At 38.2% G+C, this 25,873-nt stretch carries 26 protein-coding genes and 2 pseudogenes; 1 reads left to right on the forward strand and 27 read right to left on the reverse strand.

Annotated features, from left to right (window positions below; all coding sequences use genetic code 11):
- Position 1 precedes the first annotated feature (1 nt).
- The 27 genes and pseudogenes from EXS92_RS07515 to EXS92_RS07650 all read right to left on the reverse strand — a co-directional run bounded on the left by EXS92_RS07515 (position 2) and on the right by EXS92_RS07650 (position 25,047).
- Entirely contained in the window at positions 2-772 is a 771-nt protein-coding gene (locus EXS92_RS07515; RefSeq protein WP_165516053.1) for an HP1117 family Sel1-like repeat protein, read from the reverse strand.
- Positions 773-1,013: 241 nt separating this feature from the next.
- The gene (ggt, locus tag EXS92_RS07520; protein ID WP_165516054.1) at positions 1,014-2,717 is read right to left on the reverse strand and encodes a gamma-glutamyltransferase; all 1,704 of its coding nucleotides are present in this window, start codon (positions 2,715-2,717) and stop codon (positions 1,014-1,016) included.
- A 186-nt stretch (positions 2,718-2,903) separates the two neighbouring features.
- Positions 2,904-4,724 carry a flagellar hook-associated protein FlgK gene (gene flgK / locus EXS92_RS07525; protein WP_000508881.1) on the reverse strand — a complete coding sequence of 607 codons (1,821 nt, stop codon included), beginning with the start codon at positions 4,722-4,724 and terminating at the stop codon, positions 2,904-2,906.
- Position 4,725: 1 nt separating this feature from the next.
- On the reverse strand, positions 4,726-5,160 hold the full coding sequence (locus EXS92_RS07530) for a hypothetical protein (RefSeq protein ID WP_000260933.1): 435 nt from the start codon (positions 5,158-5,160) through the stop codon (positions 4,726-4,728).
- Between the two features lie 122 nt (positions 5,161-5,282).
- A complete protein-coding gene (locus EXS92_RS07535) occupies positions 5,283-6,239 on the reverse strand; it encodes a DNA cytosine methyltransferase (RefSeq protein WP_165516055.1) in 957 nt (318 codons plus the stop codon).
- A gap of 143 nt (positions 6,240-6,382) precedes the next feature.
- Positions 6,383-6,586 carry a flagellar biosynthesis anti-sigma factor FlgM gene (locus tag EXS92_RS07540; RefSeq protein WP_001967285.1) on the reverse strand — a complete coding sequence of 68 codons (204 nt, stop codon included), beginning with the start codon at positions 6,584-6,586 and terminating at the stop codon, positions 6,383-6,385.
- 68 nt (positions 6,587-6,654) lie between these two features.
- Positions 6,655-6,861, reverse strand: a complete 207-nt coding sequence (locus EXS92_RS07545) for a hypothetical protein (protein WP_001088955.1) — start codon at positions 6,859-6,861, stop codon at positions 6,655-6,657.
- Positions 6,862-6,892: 31 nt separating this feature from the next.
- Positions 6,893-7,450, reverse strand: coding sequence for an FKBP-type peptidyl-prolyl cis-trans isomerase (locus EXS92_RS07550; protein ID WP_001179310.1), 558 nt, complete (start codon positions 7,448-7,450; stop codon positions 6,893-6,895).
- On the reverse strand, positions 7,437-8,432 hold the full coding sequence (locus EXS92_RS07555) for a hypothetical protein (RefSeq protein ID WP_165516056.1): 996 nt from the start codon (positions 8,430-8,432) through the stop codon (positions 7,437-7,439). Before EXS92_RS07555 ends, EXS92_RS07550 begins: the two co-directional genes overlap by 14 nt.
- A 7-nt stretch (positions 8,433-8,439) precedes the next feature.
- On the reverse strand, positions 8,440-8,979 hold the full coding sequence (locus tag EXS92_RS07560; RefSeq protein WP_000831157.1) for an outer membrane protein Omp18: 540 nt from the start codon (positions 8,977-8,979) through the stop codon (positions 8,440-8,442).
- Positions 8,980-9,045: 66 nt separating this feature from the next.
- Positions 9,046-10,299, reverse strand: coding sequence for a Tol-Pal system protein TolB (gene tolB, locus EXS92_RS07565; protein WP_165516057.1), 1,254 nt, complete (start codon positions 10,297-10,299; stop codon positions 9,046-9,048).
- Positions 10,296-11,090, reverse strand: a complete 795-nt coding sequence (locus EXS92_RS07570) for an energy transducer TonB (protein ID WP_000045012.1) — start codon at positions 11,088-11,090, stop codon at positions 10,296-10,298. The genes tolB and EXS92_RS07570 overlap by 4 nt, the downstream gene beginning before the upstream one ends.
- A gap of 18 nt (positions 11,091-11,108) precedes the next feature.
- Complete coding sequence (locus EXS92_RS07575) at positions 11,109-11,510, reverse strand: ExbD/TolR family protein (protein ID WP_001105106.1); 402 nt, start codon at positions 11,508-11,510, stop codon at positions 11,109-11,111.
- Between the two features lie 51 nt (positions 11,511-11,561).
- A complete protein-coding gene (locus EXS92_RS07580) occupies positions 11,562-12,131 on the reverse strand; it encodes a MotA/TolQ/ExbB proton channel family protein (RefSeq protein ID WP_000887326.1) in 570 nt (189 codons plus the stop codon).
- Between the two features lie 10 nt (positions 12,132-12,141).
- Positions 12,142-12,513 carry an ATP synthase F1 subunit epsilon gene (atpC, locus tag EXS92_RS07585; protein WP_001196316.1) on the reverse strand — a complete coding sequence of 124 codons (372 nt, stop codon included), beginning with the start codon at positions 12,511-12,513 and terminating at the stop codon, positions 12,142-12,144.
- A 10-nt stretch (positions 12,514-12,523) separates the two neighbouring features.
- Positions 12,524-13,924 (reverse strand): F0F1 ATP synthase subunit beta, encoded by a 1,401-nt coding sequence (gene atpD, locus EXS92_RS07590; RefSeq protein ID WP_165516065.1) that lies wholly within the window; start codon positions 13,922-13,924, stop codon positions 12,524-12,526.
- Positions 13,925-13,956: 32 nt separating this feature from the next.
- The gene (gene atpG / locus EXS92_RS07595) at positions 13,957-14,862 is read right to left on the reverse strand and encodes an ATP synthase F1 subunit gamma (protein ID WP_000002184.1); all 906 of its coding nucleotides are present in this window, start codon (positions 14,860-14,862) and stop codon (positions 13,957-13,959) included.
- Between the two features lie 14 nt (positions 14,863-14,876).
- Complete coding sequence (gene atpA, locus EXS92_RS07600; protein WP_041049635.1) at positions 14,877-16,388, reverse strand: F0F1 ATP synthase subunit alpha; 1,512 nt, start codon at positions 16,386-16,388, stop codon at positions 14,877-14,879.
- A 22-nt stretch (positions 16,389-16,410) separates the two neighbouring features.
- Positions 16,411-16,953, reverse strand: coding sequence for a F0F1 ATP synthase subunit delta (locus EXS92_RS07605; protein ID WP_001153256.1), 543 nt, complete (start codon positions 16,951-16,953; stop codon positions 16,411-16,413).
- Positions 16,954-17,469: a F0F1 ATP synthase subunit B gene (locus EXS92_RS07610; protein ID WP_000244690.1), complete on the reverse strand. Its 516-nt coding sequence runs from the start codon at positions 17,467-17,469 to the stop codon at positions 16,954-16,956.
- 3 nt (positions 17,470-17,472) lie between these two features.
- A complete protein-coding gene (locus tag EXS92_RS07615; RefSeq protein ID WP_165516058.1) occupies positions 17,473-17,907 on the reverse strand; it encodes a FoF1 ATP synthase subunit B' in 435 nt (144 codons plus the stop codon).
- Positions 17,908-18,012: 105 nt separating this feature from the next.
- Positions 18,013-18,885, reverse strand: a complete 873-nt coding sequence (locus tag EXS92_RS07620; RefSeq protein ID WP_165516059.1) for a ParB/RepB/Spo0J family partition protein — start codon at positions 18,883-18,885, stop codon at positions 18,013-18,015.
- Positions 18,886-18,888: 3 nt separating this feature from the next.
- A complete protein-coding gene (gene soj / locus EXS92_RS07625) occupies positions 18,889-19,680 on the reverse strand; it encodes a chromosome partitioning ATPase Soj (protein ID WP_001881793.1) in 792 nt (263 codons plus the stop codon).
- A gap of 5 nt (positions 19,681-19,685) precedes the next feature.
- Positions 19,686-20,324 (reverse strand): biotin--[acetyl-CoA-carboxylase] ligase, encoded by a 639-nt coding sequence (locus EXS92_RS07630; protein WP_165516060.1) that lies wholly within the window; start codon positions 20,322-20,324, stop codon positions 19,686-19,688.
- Positions 20,321-21,238, reverse strand: a complete 918-nt coding sequence (gene fmt, locus EXS92_RS07635; RefSeq protein WP_165516061.1) for a methionyl-tRNA formyltransferase — start codon at positions 21,236-21,238, stop codon at positions 20,321-20,323. The genes EXS92_RS07630 and fmt overlap by 4 nt, the downstream gene beginning before the upstream one ends.
- Before the next feature lie 11 nt (positions 21,239-21,249).
- Positions 21,250-23,701 (reverse strand): annotated as a pseudogene (locus tag EXS92_RS07640) (PHP-associated domain-containing protein).
- Positions 23,702-23,745: 44 nt separating this feature from the next.
- Positions 23,746-25,047: a DUF2130 domain-containing protein gene (locus EXS92_RS07650; protein WP_165516063.1), complete on the reverse strand. Its 1,302-nt coding sequence runs from the start codon at positions 25,045-25,047 to the stop codon at positions 23,746-23,748.
- Between the two features lie 293 nt (positions 25,048-25,340).
- Between EXS92_RS07650 and EXS92_RS08050 the strand changes: the two are divergent.
- Positions 25,341-25,752 (forward strand): annotated as a pseudogene (locus EXS92_RS08050) (hypothetical protein).
- Positions 25,753-25,873: the final 121 nt, after the last annotated feature.

Below are 25,873 nucleotides of genomic sequence, written 5' to 3' on the forward strand. Positions count from 1 at the left end.
GTTATCGGCTTGAAGTATTCTTTTTCTTACAATTTTTATCAATGTCAAAATCGCATGCTTTTTGCATGTATTCTTCAGCCTTTTTTTTATCTTTTTCTACGCCTAACCCATACTGATAAGACTCTGACAACCCTTCATAAGCTCTAGAAGAACTTATATCAGCCGCCATTTTATAATAGACAACAGCCTTATCTTTGTCCGGCTCAATACCCAATTGATCATTCCCACTATAATAAATATCTCCTAAAAGGATATAAGCTTCCACATTGCCCTTATGCATCGCTTTTCTAAAACATTCTGTCGCTTTTGCATAGTTACTTGGAACGCCCCTGCCCTCCATATACATGATGCCTAAATTGATATAAGCGTTAGTATAACCTTTCTCTGTAGCTATTCTAAAATACTCCACGGCTTTTTTTTCATCTTTAGGAACGCCCCTACCCTCTTTATACATCACGCCTAAATTGTTATACCCTCTAGGTATATCGTTATCAACCGCTTTTTGAAAATATTCAGCCGCTTTCTTGTAATCTTTAGGCACACCCCTACCATTTTCATACATGATCCCTAAAAGAACATAAGCAAGCGGTTCGCCATTTTTAATCGCGCTCTTATAAAAAGAAGCCGCCCGCTCGTATTCCTTATTATTATAAGCTTCCTCCCCTTTATAAATAAAATTCCTTTTTTGTTCAAGGTGTTCTGCACCAAGAACGCTAAATAAACATAAACTTGCCAAACAAATCTTCAAGGCTAATTTGCTTGCGTATCCCATTGTTACTCCTCTGCTTTAATAAGATCAAACATAATGTCAATGGCTACCAATCTTAAAAAAGAAACTGCATGCGTTCTAGAACCAGCAAACATTCTCAAACTCCATTCTGCATACACCATTTTAGATCTAAAATCGTCTCTTGTAATGAGAAATTTTACACTATTTTTATGAATTTTAAAACTAAATTTAAGATTTTCTCGCTAAAAAGCCCCCCCTCCCAAAAAAATAAGGCTAAATAGGATTAAAATTCTTTCCTTGGATCCGTTGCCCCATAGAAAACGCTCCCTTTAGTTTTAGGCAAAACTTGGATCGCATTCACATCGCCCATGACCGGCTTAGTAACGATTTGATAGCCCATTTTAGTGAGGTTGTCTTTCACATCAGCGGGCATGCCAAACTTTTCAATCCTTAATTCATCAGGGAGCCATTGCATGTGGAATCTAGGGGCTGAGACCGCTTCAGAAACATTCATATTATAATCAATGACATTAGAAATCACTTGCAACACCGTAGTGATAATCCTAGACCCTCCAGGGCTTCCCACCACCAAAAAAACCTTATTGTTTTTCAACACAATCGTAGGCGACATGGAGCTTAAAGGGCGTTTATTGGCTTCAATCGCATTCGCATCGCCCCCTACTAAACCATAGAGATTAGGGTTTCCTGGTTTTATGGAAAAATCATCCATTTCATTGTTCAATAAAAATCCTGCCCCATCAATACTAGCAGCGCTCCCATAAGAAGCGTTAATGGTGTAAGTAACGCTGACTGCATTCCCCCACCTGTCCGCTACAGAATAATGCGTGGTGTTGCTCCCTTCATGCAACTGCCCCATTCCTGGTTTGATTTGAGAGCTTGGCGTGACCGTATCTGGCTGGATAGCGTCAAAAATCTTTTTGGCATACGCTTTATTAATCAATTTATCCACCGGCACCGAAACAAAATCAGCGTCTCCCATATAAACCGATCGGTCCGCATAAGCTTGGCGCATCGCTTCTGCAGCGATATGGATATTCTTAGAAGCCCCATACCCAAGGGCGCTTAAATCCGCATTTTCCATGACATTTAAAATCTGGATCAAATGCGTGCCTCCTGAACTTGGTGGCGACATAGAAATGATCTTATACCCACGATAACTCCCCACTACCGGTTTGCGCCATTTCACATTGTAACTGGCTAAATCTTCTTTAGTGATAATCCCTCCATTCTTTTTCATGTCTTTCTCAATAAGCTCAGCGACTTGCCCTTGATAAAAACCTTTAGCGCCTAGCGTTTTGATTTGATTCAAAGTCTTGGCTAGATCTTTTTGGACAAATAAATCCCCTTCTTGATAATCAAGATGCCCTTTTTTAAAAAAATACTTTTTGCTAGAACTGTATTTTAAAAACCGCTCCCTTGCTTCCTTTAGGGTTTCTGCTTGTCTTTGTGAAATCGCATAACCATTTTCAGCCAATTTAATGGCAGGATCAATGAGTTGCGATAGTTTTTTGGTGCCGTATTTTTTCAACATCGCTTCCATGCCCGCCACCGTTCCAGGAACCCCAGCCGCCAAATAGCCATCTTCACTGAGTTTAGGGACTACATTGCCTTGCTTGTCTAAAAACATGTTCTTAGTGGCTTTTAAGGGTGCTTTTTCTCTAAAATCTAAGGCAACATTTTCACCATTAGCCAAATGGATAACCGCAAAACCTCCGCCACCAATATTACCTGCTGCCGGATGGACGACTGCTAGTGCAAAACCTATCGCTACAGCCGCATCAATCGCATTACCTCCCTCTTCTAAAACCTTTTGCCCAATTTCACTAGCTAGCGGGTGGCTAGAAAGGGCTAAGCCTACTTTAGTGTTTTTAATGGGCGGATAACTCGCTGCGCTCAAAGGGCTTAACAAACCTAAAGAGAGCGCTATCACACCCAAGCCAATCGTTTTTAAAAAACTCCGTCTCATCTGTTTTCCTTTCAATCAGTTACGCTTAAAATTTCGTTGTTATTATAACACAAGCTTTACAAAACACCCTCTCGCTTATAGCTCATAATTGCTATTAAGCATTATCGTTAATGAGTTTTAAATAAATAGAGTTTAAAAAATAAGTTAAATAAGGCTTATTTGATCAAAACGCTATGGGTAGAAAACTTATTGTTTAATCCCCAATAAAGTGTCTATCATCCGATCAATAGCGGTAATGACCTTAGCGTTAGCGGCATAACCGCTTTGAAACTTGATCAAATTCACCATTTCTTCATCCACGCTCACTTGCGAAATAGAGAGTTGCTCTTTTTTAATGGTCTCTAACATGCTCTTTTTAGTGTCCAAAATACGCCCTGATTTTTCAGCGTCCGTGTTGATTTTACCGGTTAAAAATTGATAAAACTCGCTGATTTTCATTGGTTTAATATCAAACTTGTCGTTATAAAAATCCACGCTATCGTATTGCAATTGCTGCATCATGTTCGCCACATCAAAATTCCCGTTAATGGGAGCAAGCCATGGGCGGATAGTGGTAGGCTCTTTTTTGTATTCCTTATTCAAGCTGATATTAGAAGCGTCATCGCCTTGAAAAAAAGGGTTGAGTTTTAACGCTCCCATAAAATTCGTGCCGTTATCTTTCATAGAAACAAACAACCCTTGCGAAGCGTTTTTAGGCTGGATAACAAACTTTTTAGTCTCATTGTTAAAGCTCGCTGTGAAATAATCATCAAAATCGTTTTCGGTGTTATTGTCCTGATTGTCATCAGTGTTAGCGTTAATGGCTTGGATAATATCGTTCATGGTTGTAATGGGCGTGATAGCAATGGTTTTTCTAGCGATTTCTTTACCATCGGTGTTGTAAGCGATTAAATCAAACGAGCCGTTTTTGATATTGTAGTTCGTGTCTTTAAAGGCTTCATCGCTGTTAAACTCCACAGGTTCGCCTTCAATATGATGACTCGCGCTTTGAGCGTAAATCGCATTAGTGGATTCTATCAAACCCCTAGCAAAAGAATCCAACAAATCAATATAATCTTGCAATTTGCCCTTTAAAGTCCCGTTAGAGCCGTCATTATATACATTCAATAACGCCCCCACTTTCCCCTGATTGAGCTTGTCAGTAATATTAGTGAGCTTAAAATCATCGCTTTGAAAATAGATTTGGTTCAAACCCCCTTTATTTTCGGATTCTTTAACCACTAAGGGATGGAAAATAGAGCCATCAATGATATTGAATCCATGCCCAATATTAAGGTTATAGCTCTCATCAAAATCCGCTGAGTCTTTATCTGTGAGCGAATGGGTTTTAATGCTGCTTTTAAAAACATTCCCCCCTAAAAGCTCTCGCAAATGGAATTCTAATTCATCTCGCTTATCCCTTAATTCATTCGCATGCTTTAAGCTCTTGTTGTTTTCCACTTCTTTAATGCGTTTATTGATCTCAGCGATTTGAGAACCCAAGCTATTGACTTCTTTGATAACACTTTTTAATTCTTCGCTCGCTTTATGCTGTAAGGTCGTTAACCTCTCTCTGGTGTCTTTAATGTTGTGCGTTAAAGCTTCTGTTTTTTGAGCGAGAGCCTGTTTTTGAGCGGAGTCTTTGGCGTTTTTAGACAATTCTTTCCATGAGTTAAAATAATCTTGCAAATCCGTAAAAAGGCTCGCTTCATCAATGTCCGGAAAATACGCGCTCGCTTCTTTTAAATGCGAAAACTCTGTATCGTAATAAGTGTTTTCGTAATTAGCCTTCGTGTAACGAGCAAAAACAAACTCATCATGCACCCTTTCAATGGCTTCTACATCCACGCCCATATTCACGTTTTTAGTGCCATACATGTAAGCCGCTTGAGGCTTTGCAATCACGCGCTGACGGCTATAAAATTCATCGCTAGCGTTAGAAATATTATTCCCGGTAACATCCACCATGCTCTGATGGGCTTGTAGGCCCGTGTAAGAAGTGTTGAGTGAAGATAAGATTCCGCCCATTTTACGCCTGCACTCTTAAAAAATGACTCCCCACATGCCTAGAGCCTTTATAGTCGCAAGTGTCATGGGGAATGATTTGTTGGATGAGCGAAGAATAAAACTCAGAAACCGCAAACGCCATGCGCGAATAAATCAAGTTTTTTTCTTTCAAAACAAGCAAGGACTCTCGCATTTGGTTTAAAAAATCGCTCGTTTTTTCGTCTAATAATTCACTCATTTCTTTATTGGGGAATTGGTTTTTTAAAGACAACATTTGCACATCTATATTCGCTTTTTCTTTTTCAAAAGCTTGAATCGCTAGCTGTTTTTGATGGTTTCTTTCAAAAATTTCGGTGTGTTTAGCGAGCTTGATATCTCTTATATCGCGCTCGGTTAAATCAATCAATTCTTTCAATTGGTTGAGCGCGTTTTCTAAATGAGAATGTAAAACGACCATAACAAATCCTTTAGCTCTTGTTTCAGCCGTATTCAAGCAAATACTATGCCATTTTTAGTTTTATTATAAAACTCAATTTCTTAAGGGGATAGGGGGTATTTTGAAATCATTTTCCCCCCTTATTAAATCGCCTTTAACATTTGCTGTGCGATAGCAGCAATCACATTCACGCTCATCGCATTCCCCACTTGGGATAATAAATGGCTTGCTTTAAAGTTAGGATTATTTTTAATCTTAGCGATCAAATCCCTAGGAAATCCTTGTAAAAGCAGGCTTTCAACAGCGTTTAATCTTTTGATTTTACCTTTTTGGGTATAAAACAAACCATGCCGAGAAGTCCTTAAAGTAGGAAAAACATTAAAATACAACCTTAAATCAGATTGTCTTGTGTCTAAAACGGCGTTTTCTAAAGTTAGAATATCCTCTAAAAAAACCCGGTTATGATTGTATGGGTTGCGCAAGTATCTTTGGAAAGTAGCGTTACTCACATCCAAATAGCATTCATTATCAGCGTCTAAAAAATCCTTAAAACAATAATCATTGGCTAAACCTAAAGGGAAATGAAATGGGTGTTTCAAATCCTTCCTAAACCCTACGATATAAAGGCGTTCTCTCTTTTGGGCTAATTGGAAATCAGCGCTGTTTAAAATTTGATAATAAGTTGTATAGCCCGCTTCTTGCAAAGCTTTGATAATGGTTTTAAAAGTTTCTTGTTGCTTATGATGGATCAAGCCCTTAACATTTTCAAGCAAGAAACATTTGGGCTGTTTGACTTTTAAGATACGAATAAGCCCATAAATAATAGTCCCTCTTTCATCTTCAAGCCCCTTCCTTTTGCCATTGATAGAAAAAGCTTGACAAGGAAACCCACTAATGAGCGCATCAAAATCGGGCAAATCATTAGGATTGATCCGCATCAAATCCCCAAAATTATGGGTATCTTTAAAAAATAATTCATAAGTCCTAAGGGCTTCATCATTGATTTCTGCATGCCCTACGCATTTCAAATGGCATTGCTCCAAGCCCAAACGGCCTCCACCAATGCCAGAGCAAAAATCCATAAAAGTTAAAATCCCCAATCAATCATTCCTAACACACGACTAAAAACGCACCCTATTTAAAAGAGCGACAAACGCATTTCAAAATACAAAAAAACTAAACTTCAATGAAAAACAAAACGACAGCAAGAATAACCCCCCTAGAAATGAAGCCCTTAAACCCCCTAGCTTATCCCCAACAAATCCTGTGCCATTTTGTGAGAAGTCTCATGCAAGTTGATCTTATACTGGTTATTTTCAATCGCTTTCTTGATTTCAGCTACCCTATCAAGAGCGGCTTCATTGTTTTCAACTTTTTCATTCTTTTCCACACGCTTGTAATTCCCCAAAGATTGCACTGGAGTGAGCGAAGAGACGGCGTTAATCATCTTAAAATCCTTTAATCTAATATCCAATTCATTTGATTACAGCAAGTATCGGCAAAAAAGAAAAAAAGTTAATGGATTTTTGAAATCTGTTTTTGCAATTCCTTACCAAATTTCTTGGTGGTGGTAATGGGTTTTTTTCCGGTTTCTGCCACAGAGCCAAACGATTGCGATTGCAAACTTTTAAACATAAAAAACATTAAAAAAATTAAAATATAACAAAATAAAAAAAAGCAAATGGTAGGGAATAGCCAATTTTTGAGATTAGAACTATTCATGACCTTGCCTTTTAAAGACTCCTATACCTTACTACCCATGCGAACATGAGCAGCCACAACCCCCACCTTTCTTTCCGCCATGACCCCCATGACCGCCACAGCAACCTGTCCCACCGCCATGGTGTGAAGCTAAAATTTCTTCTTCGCTCACTTCCCTAAACCCCAAAACCTTGAAACGAAACGCTAAAGTTTTCCCGGCTAACGGGTGGTTATAATCCACCATCACATGCGTGTTGCTAAAGTCTTTGATAGTGGCTTGAATGGTTTGGTTGTCTTCAGTTTGCCCAAAAACGCTCATGCCTTTTTCTAATTCAATGCCTTCAAATTGATCTCTAGGGACTTCTTGCAAATAGCTGCTTTCATAAACCCCATAAGCTTCCTCTGGGGCGATAACAACCTCTTCCCACTCGCCAATTTGAGCCTTTAATACCGCCTTTTCTAACCCTGCTATGATCTGATTAGCGCCTATAATAAACTCTAAAGGCTCTTTAGAAATATTGCCATCTAGCACAACGCTAGAGCCTTGCTCCCTCACTTCATATTCAATCAAAGCGGCTTGTTTGATTGATTCTAAATCATGGTTTTGCATGGTGGTGTTTCTCCTTGTTTTCTAAGATTTTTTGTGCCATTTTAGCTTGTTCGCTTGAAGGATACAAGTGTTGCAAGGTGTTTAAAAATTTATAATAGTTTTGATCGTCTTTGATTTTTTTAAACGACCATGCCGTATGCCACAAAAGCACAGGCATGTAAGACGCTTTTTTATTTAAAAGAGCGCTCTCTTTGTAATACTTGATCGCTTCTCTGTATCTCTTTTCTCCATAAGCCACTTCTCCAAGAACATAACGCACATAATAAAGTCTGTAACTATTGGCTTCTAACCACAACAAACGCTCTTTAGCTTCTGCATAGGATTTGTTTCTAAAAAAAGACAGGGCTTCTTGAAAGATCTCTTTTTGCTTGGACAGATCTTTATCAAACTCCACTTTCGCCTTTTCTTGGGTTTTTTTCTCTTGATTTTTTGGGGTTTCGGCTTTCAAAGGGGGGTTCTTATTGGCCGGAGCGCTTGATTTGAGCGGCTTTTCAGCTTTTTCCTCTTGTTCTTTGAGGGCTTTTTGGATTAAGGCGATTTGTGAAACCAAATCCTGGCTCAATTTGGTCAATAATTCACTCATCTCTTTGTTTTGCTTGTCTAACTGCTGGATAGCTTGCTGATTAGCGTGAATCTCATTCCTCAAATCCTCTAAAGTTTGCGATTGCTGCTTTAATGTGTTAGCTTGCACTTCTTGCGAAGCTTTTAAGGCTCGCAAGGATTCTTCTTGGGAAAGGATAGCGTTATTGAGATCTTTAATCTTATTAGCCTGCCCTTCATAAACGCTCCTTAGACCCTCTTGAGCTTGAGTGTTAGCCTCTACTTGCGAATGGATTTTGGTCAAAATATTAGAAAAATTCTTACTATTGACTTGCAACTGCTTGAGTTCTTTTTTGGTAGCTCCGCTTTGTAAATCAAACGCTGAAGGCTCCCCATTGAGAAAAAAGGGAGCGATAAAAGGGATAAAAAAAAGCCTTTTCATCCTAGAATTACTTCACTAATTTGACATCCACTCTTCTGTTTTCTTTGTAACATTCTCTAGTTTTTTGGGCGCATTTGGGTTTGGTTTCACCAAAACTGATGGTTTTGATCATATCTTTTTCTACCCCTTTAATGACTAAAGCGTTTTTCACGCTCAAAGTCCTTTTAACGCCAAGCGCTTGGTTGTATTCGCTAGAGCCAAATTCATCCGTATTGCCTTCCAAAAGCACTTGCATGTGGTTTTCTTTAGCTTTTTGCACGATCTCATCTAAAGTCTCTTGATCGGATTCCTTGATTTCATACTTGTCAAAATCAAAATAAATAGAAGCGATGATAGTCCCACTCTCAACAGCCGGTTTTTCTTCAACCACTGGAGCTGGCTCTTGTTTAGGCTCTTCTTTCTCTGGAGCGGGTTCTGTAGTAACGGGTGCAGTCTGAACCGTTTTAGCACTCACATCGCCAGCCACAGTCTTATTATCCATTTTATGACTACAGCCAGCTACCAATAAAAAAGCTACCAAGAAACTAAATACAGAAGATCTCTTCATTATAAATTCTCCAAGAATCAAATTTTAATAAGTGTAAATATTAACTCACATTCGCTTAATTTAACCTTACCAATCAAAGGCTTGTATTTTCACATTCTTTAAAGGGAATAAAAAACTCTGATTATAGTCTAGCAAAATAAGCCCCATGGCGTATTCTTGAGGCGTCTTTTTGATATACATGATATTTTTCCCATCCATAGAAAACCTAGGCATCTGGTTAGAGCCATTCACGGTAAGCCTGCGGATATACTTGCTGTTTAGAGCGATCAGATTCAAATTAAACACCGTTTTGCCAAATTCATTAAGGTTTTCTCGGCTCACATACACAATACTATCCCTATAGGCGTCAATGGATTCATTGCTTCTTCCTTCATAAAGGAGTTGCTCCGCACTCTCTTTTAACCCCAATTTCTTCATGTAGATGTTAGGATAGCCGGATCTATCCGAAACAAAAGCCATGGACTTGTCATCTTCTAAAAACACTCCTGAGACATCTATCCCAGGATAGCGCGTTATTTTGGTTTTAGTTTTTTTATGCGTGTCATACAAATACACATCCGGTTGGCCATCAGGGGCTAAAGACATTAAGATTTTAGAACCATCAGAACTCACGCTAGAGACCACAGCCATTCCTTGAGAGCTAGCGATATTCTCATGAGTGGCTTTTTGAATGTTGTATTTTAAAATCATGGGCGTTCTTTCGCCATACTGCGTGTAATAAAACTCCGTTTGTTCAGCGTTCGCCCATTTAGGGAAAATATTGAGCCTATTGTTTTTGATGATTTCTTTTTGATAACGCATCGTATAATCGGCTAAGGCGATATTTGTGATTCCTGGTCCAATGTATTTAGAGAAAACAATAAGGCGCTTCATCCAAGCGATAGAAGGGGCTTTTAAATAGTCATTCACCACAATGGCCATGTTGTGCGCTGCAAAAGGGTATAGATCAGCGCTTAAAATGGGGTAGTCAAAAGTTTTAACAAGAGCGCTCGTATTGACATCATAAAGTTTTAATCGTGAAATTTTATTGCCGTTTTCTAAAGCCACGCTCACCAGCGCTACAAGATGGACTTTTTTATCTTTGAGTTCTGCGTAATTGATAGCGCCTTGATCCTTGTTTTGAGAAACATCAAAATGCTGGCTAGTCTTTAAATCATTCGCTAAGACTTCATGCAATTTTAAAGCGTAATTGGCATCGTTATCTATAGAGTAGCGCACTTCAATCTTAGGAAGTTTTTGAATGGTTTTAATAATATCTAGTGTTTTATCTGTTGCAAAAAGCCCTATAGCGCTTATTAAAAAAAGCCATAAATACCTCATTGTTCTTCCTTAGTGGTGAAATTAACTTGAATAGAAATCATGTTTCCTCCAGGATATGGGGGGAAATCCACTTTCTTTAAATCATTTAAAAGGGTCATCACACTCTTGTTATAATCCTTAAAATCGGAGTAGCTAAGAATGGTATAATCAAACTCTCCATCTTTAGTGATCATAATCAGCGCGCTCACTGAAGCCTTGTGGTAAAAAACCCCTTTCCAACCTTTATATAAAATCTGATAGATTTGAGCGTACCACTCTTGGTAAGCCTTTTCATCAACCCCATCTTGTTTAGGAATTTGCAAATCTAAAGTTTTGTTTTTAACGCTTTCTAGTTTTTGCGCGAATTGATCCAAATTCTGTTGCAAACCTTTCAACATCTCTTGATTTTTTTGGTTTTTTCTTAAGCGTTGCTGTTCTTTTAAACGCCTTTGCTCTTCTTCTTGCTCATTTTTTTGCTCATCTTTTTGAGCGTTTGCGTCTGTCTTTTCTTGAAAATCATTGAGTGAAGAAAAAATATCTTCAAGGCTTTCTTCAGGCTCTTCTTTGGGTTCTTCTTTAGGCTCTAAAAAATCGCCCTGTTTTTCCGTTACTTTTTCAATTTTTTCATTCTTTTTCTCGCTTGGCAGATCTTCTAAATTCAAGTCAATGGCTTGTTCGTCCTTTTTATTTAAATCTAAAAGGATTTTCTCTGCTTCTTTATTATGCCTTTCTAACAACAAACCATATAATAACAAAGCATAGAGCAAGAACGCTAAAAAGCCAGAAAGAACAAAAATCGCGCTCTTACTCATGCAAATTGGCTCTACTTTTTAAGGACTTGTGATTAAAGAAACTTTTAAAAAACCCGCTTCTTTAATCGTTTTTAACAAATAAATCACTTTGTCATAAGTTAATCGTTTGTCCGCGCGGATACTAACCCTAGTATCTTTATCGTATTTCTTAGAAAGCAAGTTGAAAGTATCCGGGAAGGAGTTGTATTCATAGGTTTGACTATCTATATAGATTTTTGCGTCTTTATCCATGCGGATCTCTATCATTTTATCTTGAGTGGCTCTAGCAGTTTTTGAGCCAGAAGGCAAAGCAATTTCTTCTTTATAAGTAAGAGTGGGTGTCGTTACCATAAGAATAGCCAATAAAACAAGCATCACATCCACTAAAGGCGTGATATTGAGTTCTGGCTTGTCTTCATCCCAATAGTTATCGTAATTCATAAAAACCTTCTAACTCCCTATTTAAGATATTTATAAAATCCCCTTAAAGCTTTATTTTTTAGAAGACAAAATATCCACTTGCATCTGCACATAAACCGATAAATCATACACCTTGCGTTTTAAAATCAAGTAAAAAGAATAGGCTGGAATGGCTGCTAAAATACCTGCAGCGGTGGCGATAAGAGCCTTAGAAATAATGGGCGCGATCACCCCAAAAGAAGCCTGACCTAACGCGCCCAAATTGTTAAACGCTTCTAAAATTTCAACCACCGTCCCAAACAAACCAATAAAGGGGGCTGTAGAAGAGATGATGCTCAATACCACTAAACCCGTCGTGCTTTGCTTAAGAACTTGATGTTTCCAAGCCTGCAGCAATTCATTAGAATACCTTTTGGTTTCATCATTTCTTTTTTTATTAAACATAAAATGCTCTGGAGCGTCTTGCGCCCCATTAAGAATGTTAGACAAAGACTGCATCTCGCGCCTGAGTTCAATCTTTAACACAATGCTTTTATACAAAAACACCCATAAAGTCATCACCAAATAGAGTGAAATCCAAACTAAAACGAGCGTGGTAACAAACCCGCTCTTATTGAAAAAATAAACGATTGAATCCAACATGATTATCCCCTTAAAGAGACTCAATCTTAGCGAGCACGCTAGAAACCGCTAACCTGTCAGAGCTCGCGTCTTCTAAAAGCTTTTTAGCCCTAGAGATAGCATCGTCTCTGTCATCCGATCCTTTTTTAATAAAGACCGCTCCATCGGCTAAAATATCCACCCGTTCATTAGTAACTTCCGCATAGCCCCAATTGATAGCAATGTGTTCTTTTTGGTTTTCAGTTTCAATCTCAACCACTCCCGCTTGAAGCAAGGTGATCAAGTTGCTATGCCCATAAAGCACCCCAAATTCCCCTTCAACTCCTGGCAACACAACGCTTTTAACCTCTCCTGTATAAACTTCCCCCTCAGGAACCACCACACTAATTTTCAACAAAGCCATCACAAAACCCTTAGGAATTTTTCATGTTTTTAGCTTTTTCTAAGACCTCTTGAATGCTGCCCACCATGTAAAATGCGTTTTCAGGGATATGGTCGTATTTGCCCTCTAAAATCCCTCCAAAGCCCTCTAAAGTCTCTTGGAGAGTCACATATTTACCGGGACTTCCCGTAAACACTTCAGCCACAAAAAACGGCTGGGATAAAAACTTCTCAATTTTTCTGGCCCTCTCAACGATCTTTTTATCTTCTTCGCTCAATTCGTCTAAGCCCAAAATCGCAATAATGTCTTGCAAATCCTTGTATTTTTGCAAAACTTGCTGGATACCGGTAGCGATTTCATAGTGTTTCTCGCCAATCATTTGAGGGCTTAAAATCCTTGAAGTGGAATCCAAAGGATCAACTGCAGGATAAATCCCTTTTTCAGCGATCTTTCTGTTCAATACCGTAGTCGCATCCAAATGTGCAAACACCGAAGCAGGGGCTGGGTCAGTCAAGTCATCGGCCGGCACATACACCGCTTGAACGGAAGTGATAGAGCCATTTTTAGTGGAAGCGATACGCTCTTGAAGTTTCCCCATTTCCCCAGCTAGCGTGGGCTGATACCCCACCGCTGAAGGGATACGGCCTAATAGCGCGCTCATTTCCGCACCGCTTTGAGCGTATCTAAAGATGTTATCAATGAACATCAACACGTCTAATCCCTTTTCATCACGAAAATACTCCGCCATCGTCAAGCCGGTGAATGCGATGCGGTTCCTTGCGCCTGGTGGCTCATTCATTTGCCCATAGCACAGTGCGACTTTGTCTAAAACGCCCCCTTCTTTCATCTCAAAATACAGATCGTTCCCTTCTCTGGTGCGCTCCCCCACACCTGCAAACACCGAATACCCGTTATGCTTATAAGCCACATTGTGGATAAGCTCCATAATGATCACCGTTTTCCCCACGCCAGCCCCGCCAAACAAGCCTACTTTACCGCCCTTAGAATAAGGTGCGAGCAAGTCAATGACTTTAATACCGGTTTCAAACATTTCTGTTTTAGTGCTTTGCTGCTCAAAACTAGGGGCTTTTCTGTGAATGGGCCAAGTTAAGGACGGCTTAAGAGGTTCTAAATTGTCAATGCTCTCGCCCACAACATTAAAAATACGCCCTAACACTTCTTCACCCACAGGCACTTCAATCATTTTGCCGCGAGCTTTGATCACTTGGTTACGCACTAAGCCTTCTGTCATATCCATAGCAATCGCTCGCACCCGATTACCGCCCAAATGGGCTGCCACCTCTAAAACTAAAGATTTTTGAGTGCCATTGACTTCAAAATTAATGTCTAACGCTTCAAAAATCGCCGGCAGATAGGATTCAAATTCCACATCTACCACAGGGCCTAAAACCTGAATGATTTTACCTTCCATCGCTTTCATCGCTCCTTATTTTAATATAATTTTTATTTTAGGGCTTCTACGCCTGCATTGATTTCTACTAGCTCGGTCGTAATCGCCTCTTGTCTGGCTTTATTATAAGAAATGGTTAAAGTCTTAACCAAGTCTTTAGCGTTATTCGTCGCTGTATCCATAGCCTGCATTCTAGCGCTATGCTCTGCAGCTAAAGAATCAATCAAAGCGTAGTATAAACTATACTCCACATATTTTTCTGCTAAAGAGTCTAAAATTTCATCTTCACTCCCGCTTGGCTCACTAGTAATAGTCTCTTGCGTCTCACTAGGCTGGGGGTTTTGGTGGATGATTTTATACCCAATAGGCAAAATTGTTTTGACTCTTATTTCTTGAGTGATCATGTTTTTAAAGCCATTATGAATGATGATCACCTTATCGGTTTTCCCACTCAAATAATCCTCTACCACTTTTTTCATGAATTCCTGCGCGCGTTCATAATTAGGCATAGAACTCAAATTATTGATCTTGTCTAAAACCTCTATCCCGTTAAAGCTAAAATACTCATTACCCTTTTTACCAATACCGCGCAAACGCACTTTAATGTCTTTTTCTTTGTATTCATTCGTGCATGCTAAAACTTTTTTAATGGTATTGGTGTTAAAGCCCCCACAAAGCCCCTTATCGGCTGTGATGAAAATAATATCCACTTTTTTGATTTCAAGTCTTTCTAGTTCCCTAAAATACTTGCTTTGAATGTCTTCAATCCCTTGATTTTTCATTTTGGATAGCACATCATCAAACACGGCGTCTAGCTTCAGCGCATACGCTCTGGAATTTCTTGCAACTTCTTCGGCTTTTCTTAGCTTGGAAGTGGAAACGAGTTTCATCGCATGCGTGATTTTTTGCGTGTTTTTAACGCTTCCAATTTTCTTTCTAATGTCTCTTAAATTCGCCATATTCTAGCCGTCTCCTACTCGCTATAAGTGAGCTTAAATTCCTCTAAAACTTTTTTTAGCATGGCTTCTAAATCCTTATCTAGCACTTTTTTAGTGTGGACTTCTTCTAAAACTTGGGGGTATTTTGCTTCCAAGAAAGGGTGCAGTTGTTCTTCAAAATCCACGACTTTTTTCACGCTCACGCTGTCTAAAAAGCCCTTAGCCCCAGCGTAAATAATGACCACTTGCTTTTCAATCGGTAAGGGCGAATAAGGGGCTTGTTTCAGCACTTCCACCATGCGTTGCCCCCTTTCTAATTGCTTTTTACTCGCTTCATCTAAATCAGAAGCGAACTGCGTGAAGGCTTGCAATTCTCTGTATTGCGCTAAATCCAGGCGCAAAGTCCCTGAAACCTGCTTGGTCGCTTTGATTTGAGCGGCCCCTCCAACCCTTGAAACCGATAAGCCCACATTGATAGCCGGGCGAATCCCTGAATAAAACAAATCCGTTTCTAAGAAAATTTGCCCGTCTGTAATAGAAATGATATTCGTAGGGATATAGGCTGAAACATCGCCCGCTTGAGTTTCCACAATAGGGAGTGCGGTCAAAGAGCCTGCACCTTTTTCATCGCAAAGTTTAGCCGCTCTTTCTAAAAGCCGTGAGTGGATATAAAACACATCTCCAGGAAAAGCCTCCCTACCTGGGGGTCTTCTCAAAATCAAAGAAATTTCTCTGTAAGCGACAGCATGCTTACTCAAATCATCATAAATGATTAGGGCATGGCGGGCATGATCTCTAAAGTATTCCCCCATAGCCACACCTGAATAAGGGGCTAAATATTGCATCGCAGCTGAATCTGAAGCCGAAGCGTTGATCACGACGCTGTATTCCATCGCTCCGTATTCTTCTAATTTGCGGACCACTTGCGCAACGGTGGATTCTTTTTGGCCAATAGCCACATAGATACAGATCACATTTTGCCCTTTTTGGTTGATGATCGCATCGATCGCTACAGTGGTTTTACCGGTTTGTTTATCCCCAATGATCAATTCCCTTTGCCCACGCCCAATAGGCACCAACGCATCAATGGCCTTAATGCCTGTTTGCAAAGGTTCATGCACAGATTTTCTGTCCATAATGCCCGGGGCTTTTTGCTCGATGAGACTGAACTCATTCGTTTCTATCTCACCCTTGCCATCAATAGGCTCACCCAAAGCGTTCAACACGCGCCCTACAACCGCATCGCCAACAGGAACTTTCATCAAACTCTTCGTGCGTTTAACGCTAGTCCCCTCTTTAATATTGTTGCCAAAACCAAACACAATCACGCCAACGCTATCTTCTTCTAAGTTAGCCGCAACGCCTTTATCCCCTGTTTCAAACTCCAGCACTTCATACGACATCACACCATTTAAGCCATAAACCTTAGCCACACCATCCGCGTATGAAACGACTTTTCCTACTTCAGCCATATCGCAATCAAGTTCAAAATTCTTGATTTTTTCTTCAATAACCGAGCTGATTTCTTCCAATTTTAGTTGGGACATTATCTTTATCTCCTTAGATTGATTAAATAGATTGAATAACCTGTTTTTCTATTTTCTTTAAAATATCTTCTTTAGAAAAGCCTATTTCTAAATCCAGGCTTGAAACGCTCAAAGAAACCCCTTTTTTAGACCAAGTGTCTTGAGCGATTTCTACAGAGGCGTTAAAACGCGCTTGCAATTTTTGTTGCACGGCTTCTAGTTCACTATTTTCAAGCTTTTCTGGGACTAAAAGTGTGGCTTCTAAAGTCTTTTTAGAATCAAAGGACAGCTCTTCAGCGATCAATTCCAACATATCAAGCCGGTTATTTTTTAACACCACTTCCATTACAGGCTTTAAAACTGAACATGCTTTTGTGGAAGTTATTTTTTCTAAGATTTCAAACACAACCTCTTTTTTAACTTTTAAAGAAACATGAGCTAACACCTGGTTGAGTTTGTGTAATTTTATGGCTTCTGCTACATTTTTAAGCCCCACAACAATTTCTTCCAATAACGCTAAATCGCCTTTAGTGTGGTTTTTCAACGCCTTAGCATAATGCTTAGAGATCACTTTTAAATCTTGCATTTAAAGCCTTTGTTTCAAAATATTCACGCAATCTTGCGCGTTGAAAGAGACTTTTTTGCTCTCTCTTAGATCTTTAAAAACGCTTTCAACCAGCTCTCTTTTGATCTTTTTAACTTCTAAATCCATCAACGCCTTAGAATTTTTGATCAAATTTTCCACATCCATTTTGGTTTGCAATTCGTATTTTTGCGTGATCGTGTAAGCTTCTTTATTCGCATCAGAAATAATCAATTCAGCTTTTTCTTTGGCTTGCTCTAATTCTTTAAGGAGTTTCTTCTTATTTTCTTTACTCACTTTAAGTTGGGCTTGAATTTCTTCTAAGCGTTTGGAGATTTCAAGGCTTTTGGAGCGTAAAAATGAACGCAGTTTTTTAGCCAGAAAATACCACAAAATCCCCGCAAATAAAAGGAAATTTAAAGAACGCTCTATAATATCTGTTTGTGAAATATCCAATCCAGTAGCACACAAAGGGCTTAAAAGGATCAAAAACCCTAACACCATTTTAACTAACACCATCTATCAACTCCCTAAACCCATAGCCACACGCTTGTTTAACTCGTCTTCAAATACCGGCATTTGCGCTTGCAACTGCTCTTTTAGCGCTTGCTTTTCATTTTGTAATTGCTTTGCAAACGCTTCAAACTCTTGATTGAGTTCGTTCTCTTTTTGCTTGATCACAGCGTCATAGGACTCTGTAGCTTTTTGAATCGCTTCTGCTATTATTTCTCTGCGTTTTTCAGCGGCTTCCTTAAGAAGAGTCTCAATTTGATGGCCAATCTCCACGCTTTGGGTGTTATCCGTTTTGATTTTAGCCAAGCTGTCCTTTATCTCTGCCTGTCTGTTATCCATAAAAGCCAACAAAGGCCTATACACCCAAACATTCATCGCCCACAACAATAACATAAACACCACAAAAATGACCGCCATCAAATAGGGGTTAACCGATATATTCATAACCTATTTCTTTCCTAAAATCCTATAAAATATTTGAAACTTTGTTATAAAAACATTAACTCTATCTTAACAAAAAATCGCTTAAAATTTGAGAATATCTAAGCGTTAAGACATCATTTTTTTCATAAAAGCCTCTAAAAGAGAATTTTCATAACATCGTAAAACGATTTTATTCCCTTTCAAAGTGGCTTTAAGCTTGTAATGATCCCACAAATTTTGATTAAAGCGCTCTAATTCATCTTCAGCGATGAGCGTTTGGGTTTGCTTGAAACCATGTTTTTTATTTTCAAAATTTGCGTTTGTTTTAAAATCACGCGCTAAATCTTCTGTCTGACGCACGCTGAGTTTCTGCCCTATAATGGAATTTAAAATCAATTCTTGTTTTTCTTCCTCCAAGCCCACCAAGACTTTCGCATGCCCTGAAGTGATTTTTTCTTCTAAAAGAGCGTTTTGAACCTTAGAAGAGAGCGTCAATAAACGCATGATATTGGCCACATGAGCTCTGGATTTTTTAACGATTTTAGACAGCTCTTCTTGAGTCATTTGATAGCTTTCAAGCAACTCTTTATACGATCTAGCTAATTCCAAAGGGTTTAAATCTTCTCGTTGGATATTTTCAATCAACGCCACTTCACGCATTTTTTCTTGCTCAATATCCACAACAATCGCTTTAATCGTGGGCATTTTAGCCAATTTGCTCGCTCTTAAGCGCCTTTCACCAGCGATCAAATGGTAACGCCCGTTCTCACTCACCACTAAAACCGGCTGCAACAAACCATGTTCTTTAATGGATTGTGCTAATTCTTCTAAAGAATCTTCGCTAAAGACCTTTCTGGGCTGGTAAGGATTAGGCATCACCTCATCAATACCAAGCTCCACAACCCGATTCGCTCTTTCATACAGCCCCTGCTCATACACTTCATTGATTTCAGGGAAAATATCCGCTAAACCCCTACCCAACACTTTATTTTTTGCCATATGCTACCCTTGAAGAATGCTTTGAGCTAATTTTTGATAAGCGATACTGCCATTAGATTTAATATCATAGAGCAAGATGGGCTTACCAAAACTAGGCGATTCCGCTAGTTTCACGCTTTTAGGGATCATAATATACTCTCCTGTAGCTGAATCTCTAAAAAACTCTGAGTCAAAATACTTGAACAATTCCGCTAAAACCCCTTTTGTCAAATTGAGTTGAGGGACATGCATAGTGGGTAAAAAACCTCTGATTTTGAGCTTAGGGTTCGTGCTTTTTTGCAACATTCTAATGGTGTTAAGCAACAATTTAGTGCCTTCAAGGGCGAAAAATTCGCATTGGATAGGAATGATCACCGAATGGGCGGCTGAAAGCGAATTGATCGTGAGAGGCCCTAGAGCCGGTGGGGAATCAATAATAATATAATCATAAAGCTTTACCACGCTCCCTAAAGCGTTTTTGAGCATGAGCTCGCCTCGTTTATTCTCATCTTGGCTATCATAAAAGGTTTTTTCAAACCCGGCTAAACCCAAATTAGAAGGCACTAAATCCAAAAAAGGCATTTGGGTTTTTAAGATCACTTGAGAAATTTGCTTACGGCCAATCAACACATGATAAATATCATAATCAATTTTATCGCGCCTAAAACCCAAGCTTGAAGTGGCGTTAGCCTGGGGGTCAAAATCAATCAACAAGATTTTTTTTTCATGCGCCGCTAAAGAAGCCGCCAAATTGACCGCCGTTGTCGTTTTGCCCACACCTCCTTTTTGATTGGCCACTGCAATGATTTCATTCATCATACTCATATCCTACTATATATCTTATCTTTAATCAAAATGCGGCCGTCTTCTAACAATTCCGCATCTTTCAAACTCACCGCTTCGCCGCAATCATTATGGAAGCTAAAAGAGTTGTTTTTATGGAATTCTAACGCATACTTACTTAAAACTTCCCCCCAAAACAGATTTTCTTCTATTTTTTTTAAAAAGCTCTCTATAATCCAATCATCGCTCGTGCCAATATCTAAACATGCCCATTTTGTTGAAACCCTATTCACGCCAATCCCACACACCCGCATGCCCTTATAAATATTAACCAGCACGCCCCCTATTTTTTGACCCCCTAAATACAAGTCGTTAGGCCATTTAAGCCAGGTTTGAGAGCCTAATTCTTTTAAAACCTCTTTGAATAAAAACCCCAAATACAAAGCGCTCGCTTGCATGGGCAAATCTTTAGGCAAATCGCTTGCGTTTAAAGCGAGCGAAAAAGTCAAAGCACTTTTTGCGCTCTCCCAAACATTCCCCCTACTGCCTATCCCAGCGCTTTGGTTTTTAGCCAAGACTAAAACAGGGGCTTTGAGTTCATTGCTTTTAAGTTTTTCTAAAAGATAGGTTTGCGTGGAAGGCAAACTATCAAAAACCCTTTTTTCACATTTTCTCATGCCAAAATACCGCCTACTTTCAAACGCTTGCCATTCAAATAATCCTTCGCTTTCAAAGGCTTTTTACCCACCGCTTGCAACTGTGCTATACGCACGCTGCCTTTCAAACAACCTACAAGAACGCCTCTTTCATCAATTTCTAAAATCTCGCCTTCCTTGTGGCTCTTTTCATTCTCCACCAACTCCACTTCTAAAAGTTTGAGGTTATTTTCCAAAAAGATTTCTGGCCAAGATTTAAACGCAAGTGATTTTAAAAACAAGCTTTTAGCGTCTTTAAAACCCACTAAACCATCGGCTTTGGTGATTTTTTTACAAAAAGTAGCTTGCATATGATCTTGAGGCTTTCTTGTGATGGAATGAAAATTTTTGAGCGTTGAAAGAAGTAAATCCGCTCCCATATGCGCTAATTTTAAACTTAAAGCGTCTAAATCCAAATAACCTTCTCTCAAAAAAGAAGCGCTTTCTAAAACATCCCCGCTATCCAATTCCAAATCCATAAGCATGGTACTTATGCCATAAATCTTATCGTCATTGAGTATCATCTCATGAATGGGCGAAGCCCCCCTGTATTTGGGTAATAACGAGGCATGCGCATTGATGCAAGGAGCGATGGCTAAAACCTCTTTAGGCAAAATCTTACCATAAGCCACCACCACGATAAAATCAGGCTTTAAATCTTTTAAAATTTGAACTTCAGGCTCTTTCAAACTTTGCGGCTGGAAAATGGGGATATTTAAATGATTTTCTAAAATGTATGTTTTAGTCTCTGGGGCTTTCAATTCTTTTTTGCGCCCAAAAGGTTTGTCCCTTTGAGTGAATAGCCCCACCACTTCTATCTTTTTATCTTTATTTTCAACCAACGCCCTTAAGATCACTTCAGCAAACCCCGGTGTTCCCATAAATACGATGTGCATGTTACCAACCCTTAATTTTTATCTTTTGTAATACCATACTTTCTTTCACGATCCTTAAAAGCTTTTTCGCCTCCCTCTAACTTCAATAAATCATCTTTATATTCATCACTCTCAATCATAAAAGACCGCGCGACTATCTTATTATGCTCATTTTTTAACTGAATAATTAGCTCTGCATCAGCGTTCAAAACAAAATTAGCGTTATGGGTGGCAAAAATAATTTGTCTTTCTTGTTTCCGCTCTTTGATTAGAGTAACCAAGTATTTAGCGATTAAAGCGCTATCCAAGTGCGCTTCTGGCTCATCAATGATGATAGGGTTATTCCCTAAAGATAAAAGGACAACCAATACAGCAGTGCATCTTTGCCCAAAGGAAGTTTCATTTAAAGCTCTTTTGTCATAACGGACTTCAAAAATTTTATATTTTTCAACATTCCTTAAATGTTTGAGAATGAGAAGCCGATAGATTTGAAAATGAATTTCTCTATCCAATATATCCTTCAAGATCTCATAAAATGCCGCTTTTTTATTGTCAATTGAGCTATAAAGCTCTTCTATAAATTCTGCGTGTTGCATACCTGTAACATTTTTTAATTCAATTTCTTTTAAATATTCCTTGATTTTTGATTGGTGTCTTTGGGTATTAAAACCCTTATCCACCAACTTATCAAAATCCTCAAAAACCTCTTCAAAAATATCTTCATTCAAACGATATTTTATGGTAATTGGTTTCACTTCTTTGTGATTTTTTGAAATTTCTTCAAAAGCCGAATTGATTTTGCTTAATTCCTCATTGATTTGATCTTTAAATTCTTCAATATTTTTATCAATATCTCCATAAGAAAAACCCTCTATTTTGTTAGCAGTCTCTTCTATTTTATGCTTTAAATCATTAATATTCATTTTTATGTTTGCCAAATGGTAATTAGCGTTTCTAACATCTCCTATATCTTCATCGCTCACGCCTTTTTCTTTAAGAAATTCCCCAATCTCTTGGAGTAATGTCTGATGTTCTGATTCTAGCTTTTCTATATTCTCTTCATCGCTTTTGAAACGCCCGTTTTTTATATCTGCATCTATCTCTTCAAGTTTCTTGCAAATATCTTGTTTGAGCTGGTTATAGACCTTATCATAGCTATTCTTTTCTTCCATGTTTTCTTTTGATTCAAAATTCACAACTCGTTTTAATTCTTTAATAAAAGTCAAAAACCCCTCTTTGGATTGTTTTAAATCAATGAGCACTTTGCGTTTTGCTTGCAATTTATCTCTTTTATCCAAATAGTCTTTATCGGTATAAGCATCTACAATACTTTGGTATTTCTTTCTTATTTTTTCGCTCTCTTTTAGTTGTTCTTCTAGTTTGGTCTTTTCTTGCCAATGTGCGATTTGATCATCAAACTTTTCAATGCCTTTTGTAATTTGCTTTTCTAACTCCTTAAGTTTTCCACTTAACTTGCTATCTATTCTGTTAAAAATAGCCTCTGTGAATTTTGAAACATTAGTTGCAAATTCTTCTACCTCATTTTGAGCTAAATACTCTACGCTATCCACTATGTCTATGTCTGACTGTATCTTTATACATTCTTGAATAGTTTCATGCTTTAAGCCTTTCACAAAACTTTCCTCTTTAATTGCTGAAGCTATCAATTGCAATAAAGTGCTCCTACACTATTTATCTTATACAAAGGATCTTGAGGTTTATTTTCGTTAATACTCACTCTTGTTTCTGGCTCATAAATAATTTGTTTTAACCCCTCAAAGGTTTTTTCAGCCTTTATCTAAGTGTATTTGTTCCCTATTTGCTCCTCTTTATGGGCATCGCTGCTCTGTATGAGAGGTTTGTTATATTTAAGCCAATATTCTCTATCCTCTTTAAGGTTTTCTTGCTTATTTGATGAGTGGATTAAAAAATGCGCTTTTTTAGCTATTTTTTCATAAATACTGCTACTGCGAGAATTGCCATGCCCCCTTGATAAAAACCCTAATAAATACTTTCCTCTCAATTTTAAAGACTCTTTTTCTAAACATTCCAACAATTGATCAAAATTAACTACCGCTTTATCAAAATCATCTTTTTCTAAATCTGCAAGTTTTTTCTCAGTTCCACCAACATTGGCATCTGCATTCCTTAAAAAATTGTCTATTTCTTGTTGTGTAACCTTATCTGAAAAAATAATGTGAAAATCTAAAAACTCATTTCTATTGTTCTTATAATCCAACCTAACTTCTAAATTATAAAAACCTTGATGTCTTTCTTTTCTATTTTTTCTTTTAAATCAAATTCTTTCTCATTAAACTTAAAATAGTTCGTTAATCCAATACAATCAATTTGGCTATCGCATAGTTTTTGTATAAACTCCTCTTCACAACATTGATACTCCTTATTTGAATATGTATATGGCGTATGCACATGCAAATCCCATTTATGCCAACTTGAACCTTTACTATGATCTTTATTGCCCATATTTTCTCCTAATATAATATTATCTCAAAAGCGCACCATAAAAACTAATCTTCTAAATCTTCCCCATCATACCCAAGCTCTAACGCTTTCACTTGCCCTATCGCATTACCCGCAATGCCCTTGATAGAGCCATACATGTTAATCGTGCCCTCAAACACTTTGTCAATTTGTTTTTCCCTGCTTTTCCAAATCCTAGCCATCGCGCGTTTTTCGCTTTCTAAATCCGCTCTCAATTGTTCAAACCCCTCTATAATCGCATTCACTTGCATAGAAAATTCAGAGCTTGTCAAATAACGATAGAGCAAATCCACTTTATCGCCCTTATTTTCCTGACTCTTTTTAGCCAAACTCACTTGAATAACCCCCTCTCTTAGCACTGCACTCAACCCCTTAAACTCTTCAAACGAACACACCCACACCCCTTCAAATAACCCCATTCTCTCCATCTCTTTAGGCAGCACTTCACTCACAATGACCCCCACATCAGCCCCAATCTCTCGCATGTCGCTTTTAAGCTTTTCCACCCAAGCTTTTTGAAATTCTTTAGTGCGTTTGCTCTCATAATAAATTTTCCCGCAATTTTGAAATTCCCTAGTATGCACCACTTGAATGCAATCGCCCCCTCTTTGCCCTTTTTTAATCTCTTCAACACTATCTAAGGGGAATTTTTGCTTCAAAAACTCTTCAATCGCCAATTCCTGCACCTCGCCTTGGAATTGCTGCGAGCTTAACTCCGCCTTTCTTTGAGCGTTTTTCAACTCGTTTCTTAACATTTCTAATTGCTCTTCTTGCTGCTTGAATTTCAATTCGTTTTTTTCATGCAAGGCTTTTTCTATTTTTTCCCTTTCCAGATCCAATTTCTCATTCAATTTTTTTTCATTCTCCGCTTTCAATCGGCTCTCTGCTTCGTTATTTTCTCTTTTGAGCCTTTCAATTTCCGCTTCTTTCTGGTGCAATTCCTGAACTTGTTTGGACTTCTCGTCTAATTCTTTTTGCAACAATTCCAAGCCCTTTTGCTGCTCTAAAAAAGCGTTTTTTCTGGCTTCTTCAATGATCTTAGCCCTTTCATCTTGCAAGGCTAGTGCGCTCGCTTGTTTGACCGCCTCATCAAATTGAGCCTGTTGCTCTTTCTCTCGCTCTTTTAGAGCCTCTTCTTTTTGCTCTAACATTTTAAGATGAGTGTGATACTGCACTCTTTTTTCATTCATCTCTTTTTCAAATTCTTTTTGCTGGGCTAAAAACTTATTTTGATTTTCTCGCTCAATCTGTTTGTATAGCACTTCACTCACATTAATTGGTGCTTGACACTTGGGGCATTTAAAAGGAATGGTTTGATTTTCTTGCATGATTTTCCTTTAAGATTTGATTTTTTATATTTTATAACAGAATGGGATCAATTTAACTTAAGCAGGTTTTATCCAATAAGTTCAGTAAAATAGGGCTTTAATATGAAAGCAAGGACTTTTTCTTAGCGTTCCCGCAAACAACAAAAAATAAACAAGGTAAAAAATGCCCTTCGCATAAAAACTACATTGACCCATTTTAATACAGAATAAATATTACTCATTGTTAGATCTTTTTTTTCTTCTTCAAACTCTTTCACTCTAGCCCAAAAGCGCAAGTTTTAAAGAACAATACGATGGGAAGAAGTCTTGCATTAGCATTACAAAAGGTATCTATCCCTAGACCCACATCGGCGCATAGAGCTTTACTCATCAATTATTTTTTAGAACAAGTTAGAACAAGTTATTTTACAAAGCCAATCTGATGAAAACAAAAGTATAAAACCAATTGCTTTTGGAAGTATTATCAAACTCAATCCACATAATGAAAATCCCCTATTAAAACCCTACAGCGTATTTATTGCGCTTTCTTGCACTCAATTCCATTATTCAGGCATGCACCTAGTTGCCCCCTATGAAAACGATTCTATTATTTTTGAATTATTGCATTGCATTGATTTTCAAGCACGCAATTTTGAATACCAACAACTTGTTCAATTAGATCCGAAAGAAATTAAAACCCAAATCCTTGAGCGTTTAAAACTCTAGAAATACAGGGCGTTAAAAAATTAAAATAACCACTCCCTTATATGCATTTCACAAAAAATAAAACTTAACACGCAAGAAATCAAAAACAAGCAAATCAAAAATAAGCAAGAATTGCAATCAT

The sequence above is a fragment of the Helicobacter pylori genome, from assembly GCF_011175115.1.
In the GTDB taxonomy this organism is placed as follows: Bacteria; Campylobacterota; Campylobacteria; order Campylobacterales; family Helicobacteraceae; genus Helicobacter; species Helicobacter pylori_DF.

What these genes read in the sequence shown, in the direction of transcription:
- EXS92_RS07575 (WP_001105106.1), bottom strand. Translation starts at nt 11,510, where the DNA reads ATGAATTACGATAACTATTGGGATGAAGACAAGCCAGAACTCAATATC.
- fmt (WP_165516061.1), bottom strand. Translation starts at nt 21,238, where the DNA reads ATGCACATCGTATTTATGGGAACACCGGGGTTTGCTGAAGTGATCTTA.
- EXS92_RS07550 (WP_001179310.1), bottom strand. Translation starts at nt 7,450, where the DNA reads ATGCAAAACCATGATTTAGAATCAATCAAACAAGCCGCTTTGATTGAA.
- EXS92_RS07560 (WP_000831157.1), bottom strand. Translation starts at nt 8,979, where the DNA reads ATGAAGAGATCTTCTGTATTTAGTTTCTTGGTAGCTTTTTTATTGGTA.
- EXS92_RS07545 (WP_001088955.1), bottom strand. Translation starts at nt 6,861, where the DNA reads ATGAATAGTTCTAATCTCAAAAATTGGCTATTCCCTACCATTTGCTTT.
- EXS92_RS07555 (WP_165516056.1), bottom strand. Translation starts at nt 8,432, where the DNA reads ATGAAAAGGCTTTTTTTTATCCCTTTTATCGCTCCCTTTTTTCTCAAT.
- atpD (WP_165516065.1), bottom strand. Translation starts at nt 13,924, where the DNA reads ATGGAAGGTAAAATCATTCAGGTTTTAGGCCCTGTGGTAGATGTGGAA.
- EXS92_RS07605 (WP_001153256.1), bottom strand. Translation starts at nt 16,953, where the DNA reads ATGCAAGATTTAAAAGTGATCTCTAAGCATTATGCTAAGGCGTTGAAA.
- EXS92_RS07540 (WP_001967285.1), bottom strand. Translation starts at nt 6,586, where the DNA reads ATGATTAACGCCGTCTCTTCGCTCACTCCAGTGCAATCTTTGGGGAAT.
- EXS92_RS07580 (WP_000887326.1), bottom strand. Translation starts at nt 12,131, where the DNA reads ATGTTGGATTCAATCGTTTATTTTTTCAATAAGAGCGGGTTTGTTACC.
- EXS92_RS07620 (WP_165516059.1), bottom strand. Translation starts at nt 18,885, where the DNA reads ATGGCAAAAAATAAAGTGTTGGGTAGGGGTTTAGCGGATATTTTCCCT.
- tolB (WP_165516057.1), bottom strand. Translation starts at nt 10,299, where the DNA reads ATGAGGTATTTATGGCTTTTTTTAATAAGCGCTATAGGGCTTTTTGCA.
- atpG (WP_000002184.1), bottom strand. Translation starts at nt 14,862, where the DNA reads ATGGCGAATTTAAGAGACATTAGAAAGAAAATTGGAAGCGTTAAAAAC.
- EXS92_RS07570 (WP_000045012.1), bottom strand. Translation starts at nt 11,090, where the DNA reads ATGAGTAAGAGCGCGATTTTTGTTCTTTCTGGCTTTTTAGCGTTCTTG.
- soj (WP_001881793.1), bottom strand. Translation starts at nt 19,680, where the DNA reads ATGAATGAAATCATTGCAGTGGCCAATCAAAAAGGAGGTGTGGGCAAA.
- ggt (WP_165516054.1), bottom strand. Translation starts at nt 2,717, where the DNA reads ATGAGACGGAGTTTTTTAAAAACGATTGGCTTGGGTGTGATAGCGCTC.
- EXS92_RS07610 (WP_000244690.1), bottom strand. Translation starts at nt 17,469, where the DNA reads ATGGTGTTAGTTAAAATGGTGTTAGGGTTTTTGATCCTTTTAAGCCCT.
- atpA (WP_041049635.1), bottom strand. Translation starts at nt 16,388, where the DNA reads ATGTCCCAACTAAAATTGGAAGAAATCAGCTCGGTTATTGAAGAAAAA.
- flgK (WP_000508881.1), bottom strand. Translation starts at nt 4,724, where the DNA reads ATGGGCGGAATCTTATCTTCACTCAACACTTCTTACACGGGCCTACAA.
- EXS92_RS07650 (WP_165516063.1), bottom strand. Translation starts at nt 25,047, where the DNA reads ATGCAAGAAAATCAAACCATTCCTTTTAAATGCCCCAAGTGTCAAGCA.
- atpC (WP_001196316.1), bottom strand. Translation starts at nt 12,513, where the DNA reads ATGGCTTTGTTGAAAATTAGTGTGGTGGTTCCTGAGGGGGAAGTTTAT.
- EXS92_RS07630 (WP_165516060.1), bottom strand. Translation starts at nt 20,324, where the DNA reads ATGAGAAAATGTGAAAAAAGGGTTTTTGATAGTTTGCCTTCCACGCAA.
- EXS92_RS07530 (WP_000260933.1), bottom strand. Translation starts at nt 5,160, where the DNA reads ATGGTCGTTTTACATTCTCATTTAGAAAACGCGCTCAACCAATTGAAA.
- EXS92_RS07515 (WP_165516053.1), bottom strand. Translation starts at nt 772, where the DNA reads ATGGGATACGCAAGCAAATTAGCCTTGAAGATTTGTTTGGCAAGTTTA.
- EXS92_RS07615 (WP_165516058.1), bottom strand. Translation starts at nt 17,907, where the DNA reads ATGAATATATCGGTTAACCCCTATTTGATGGCGGTCATTTTTGTGGTG.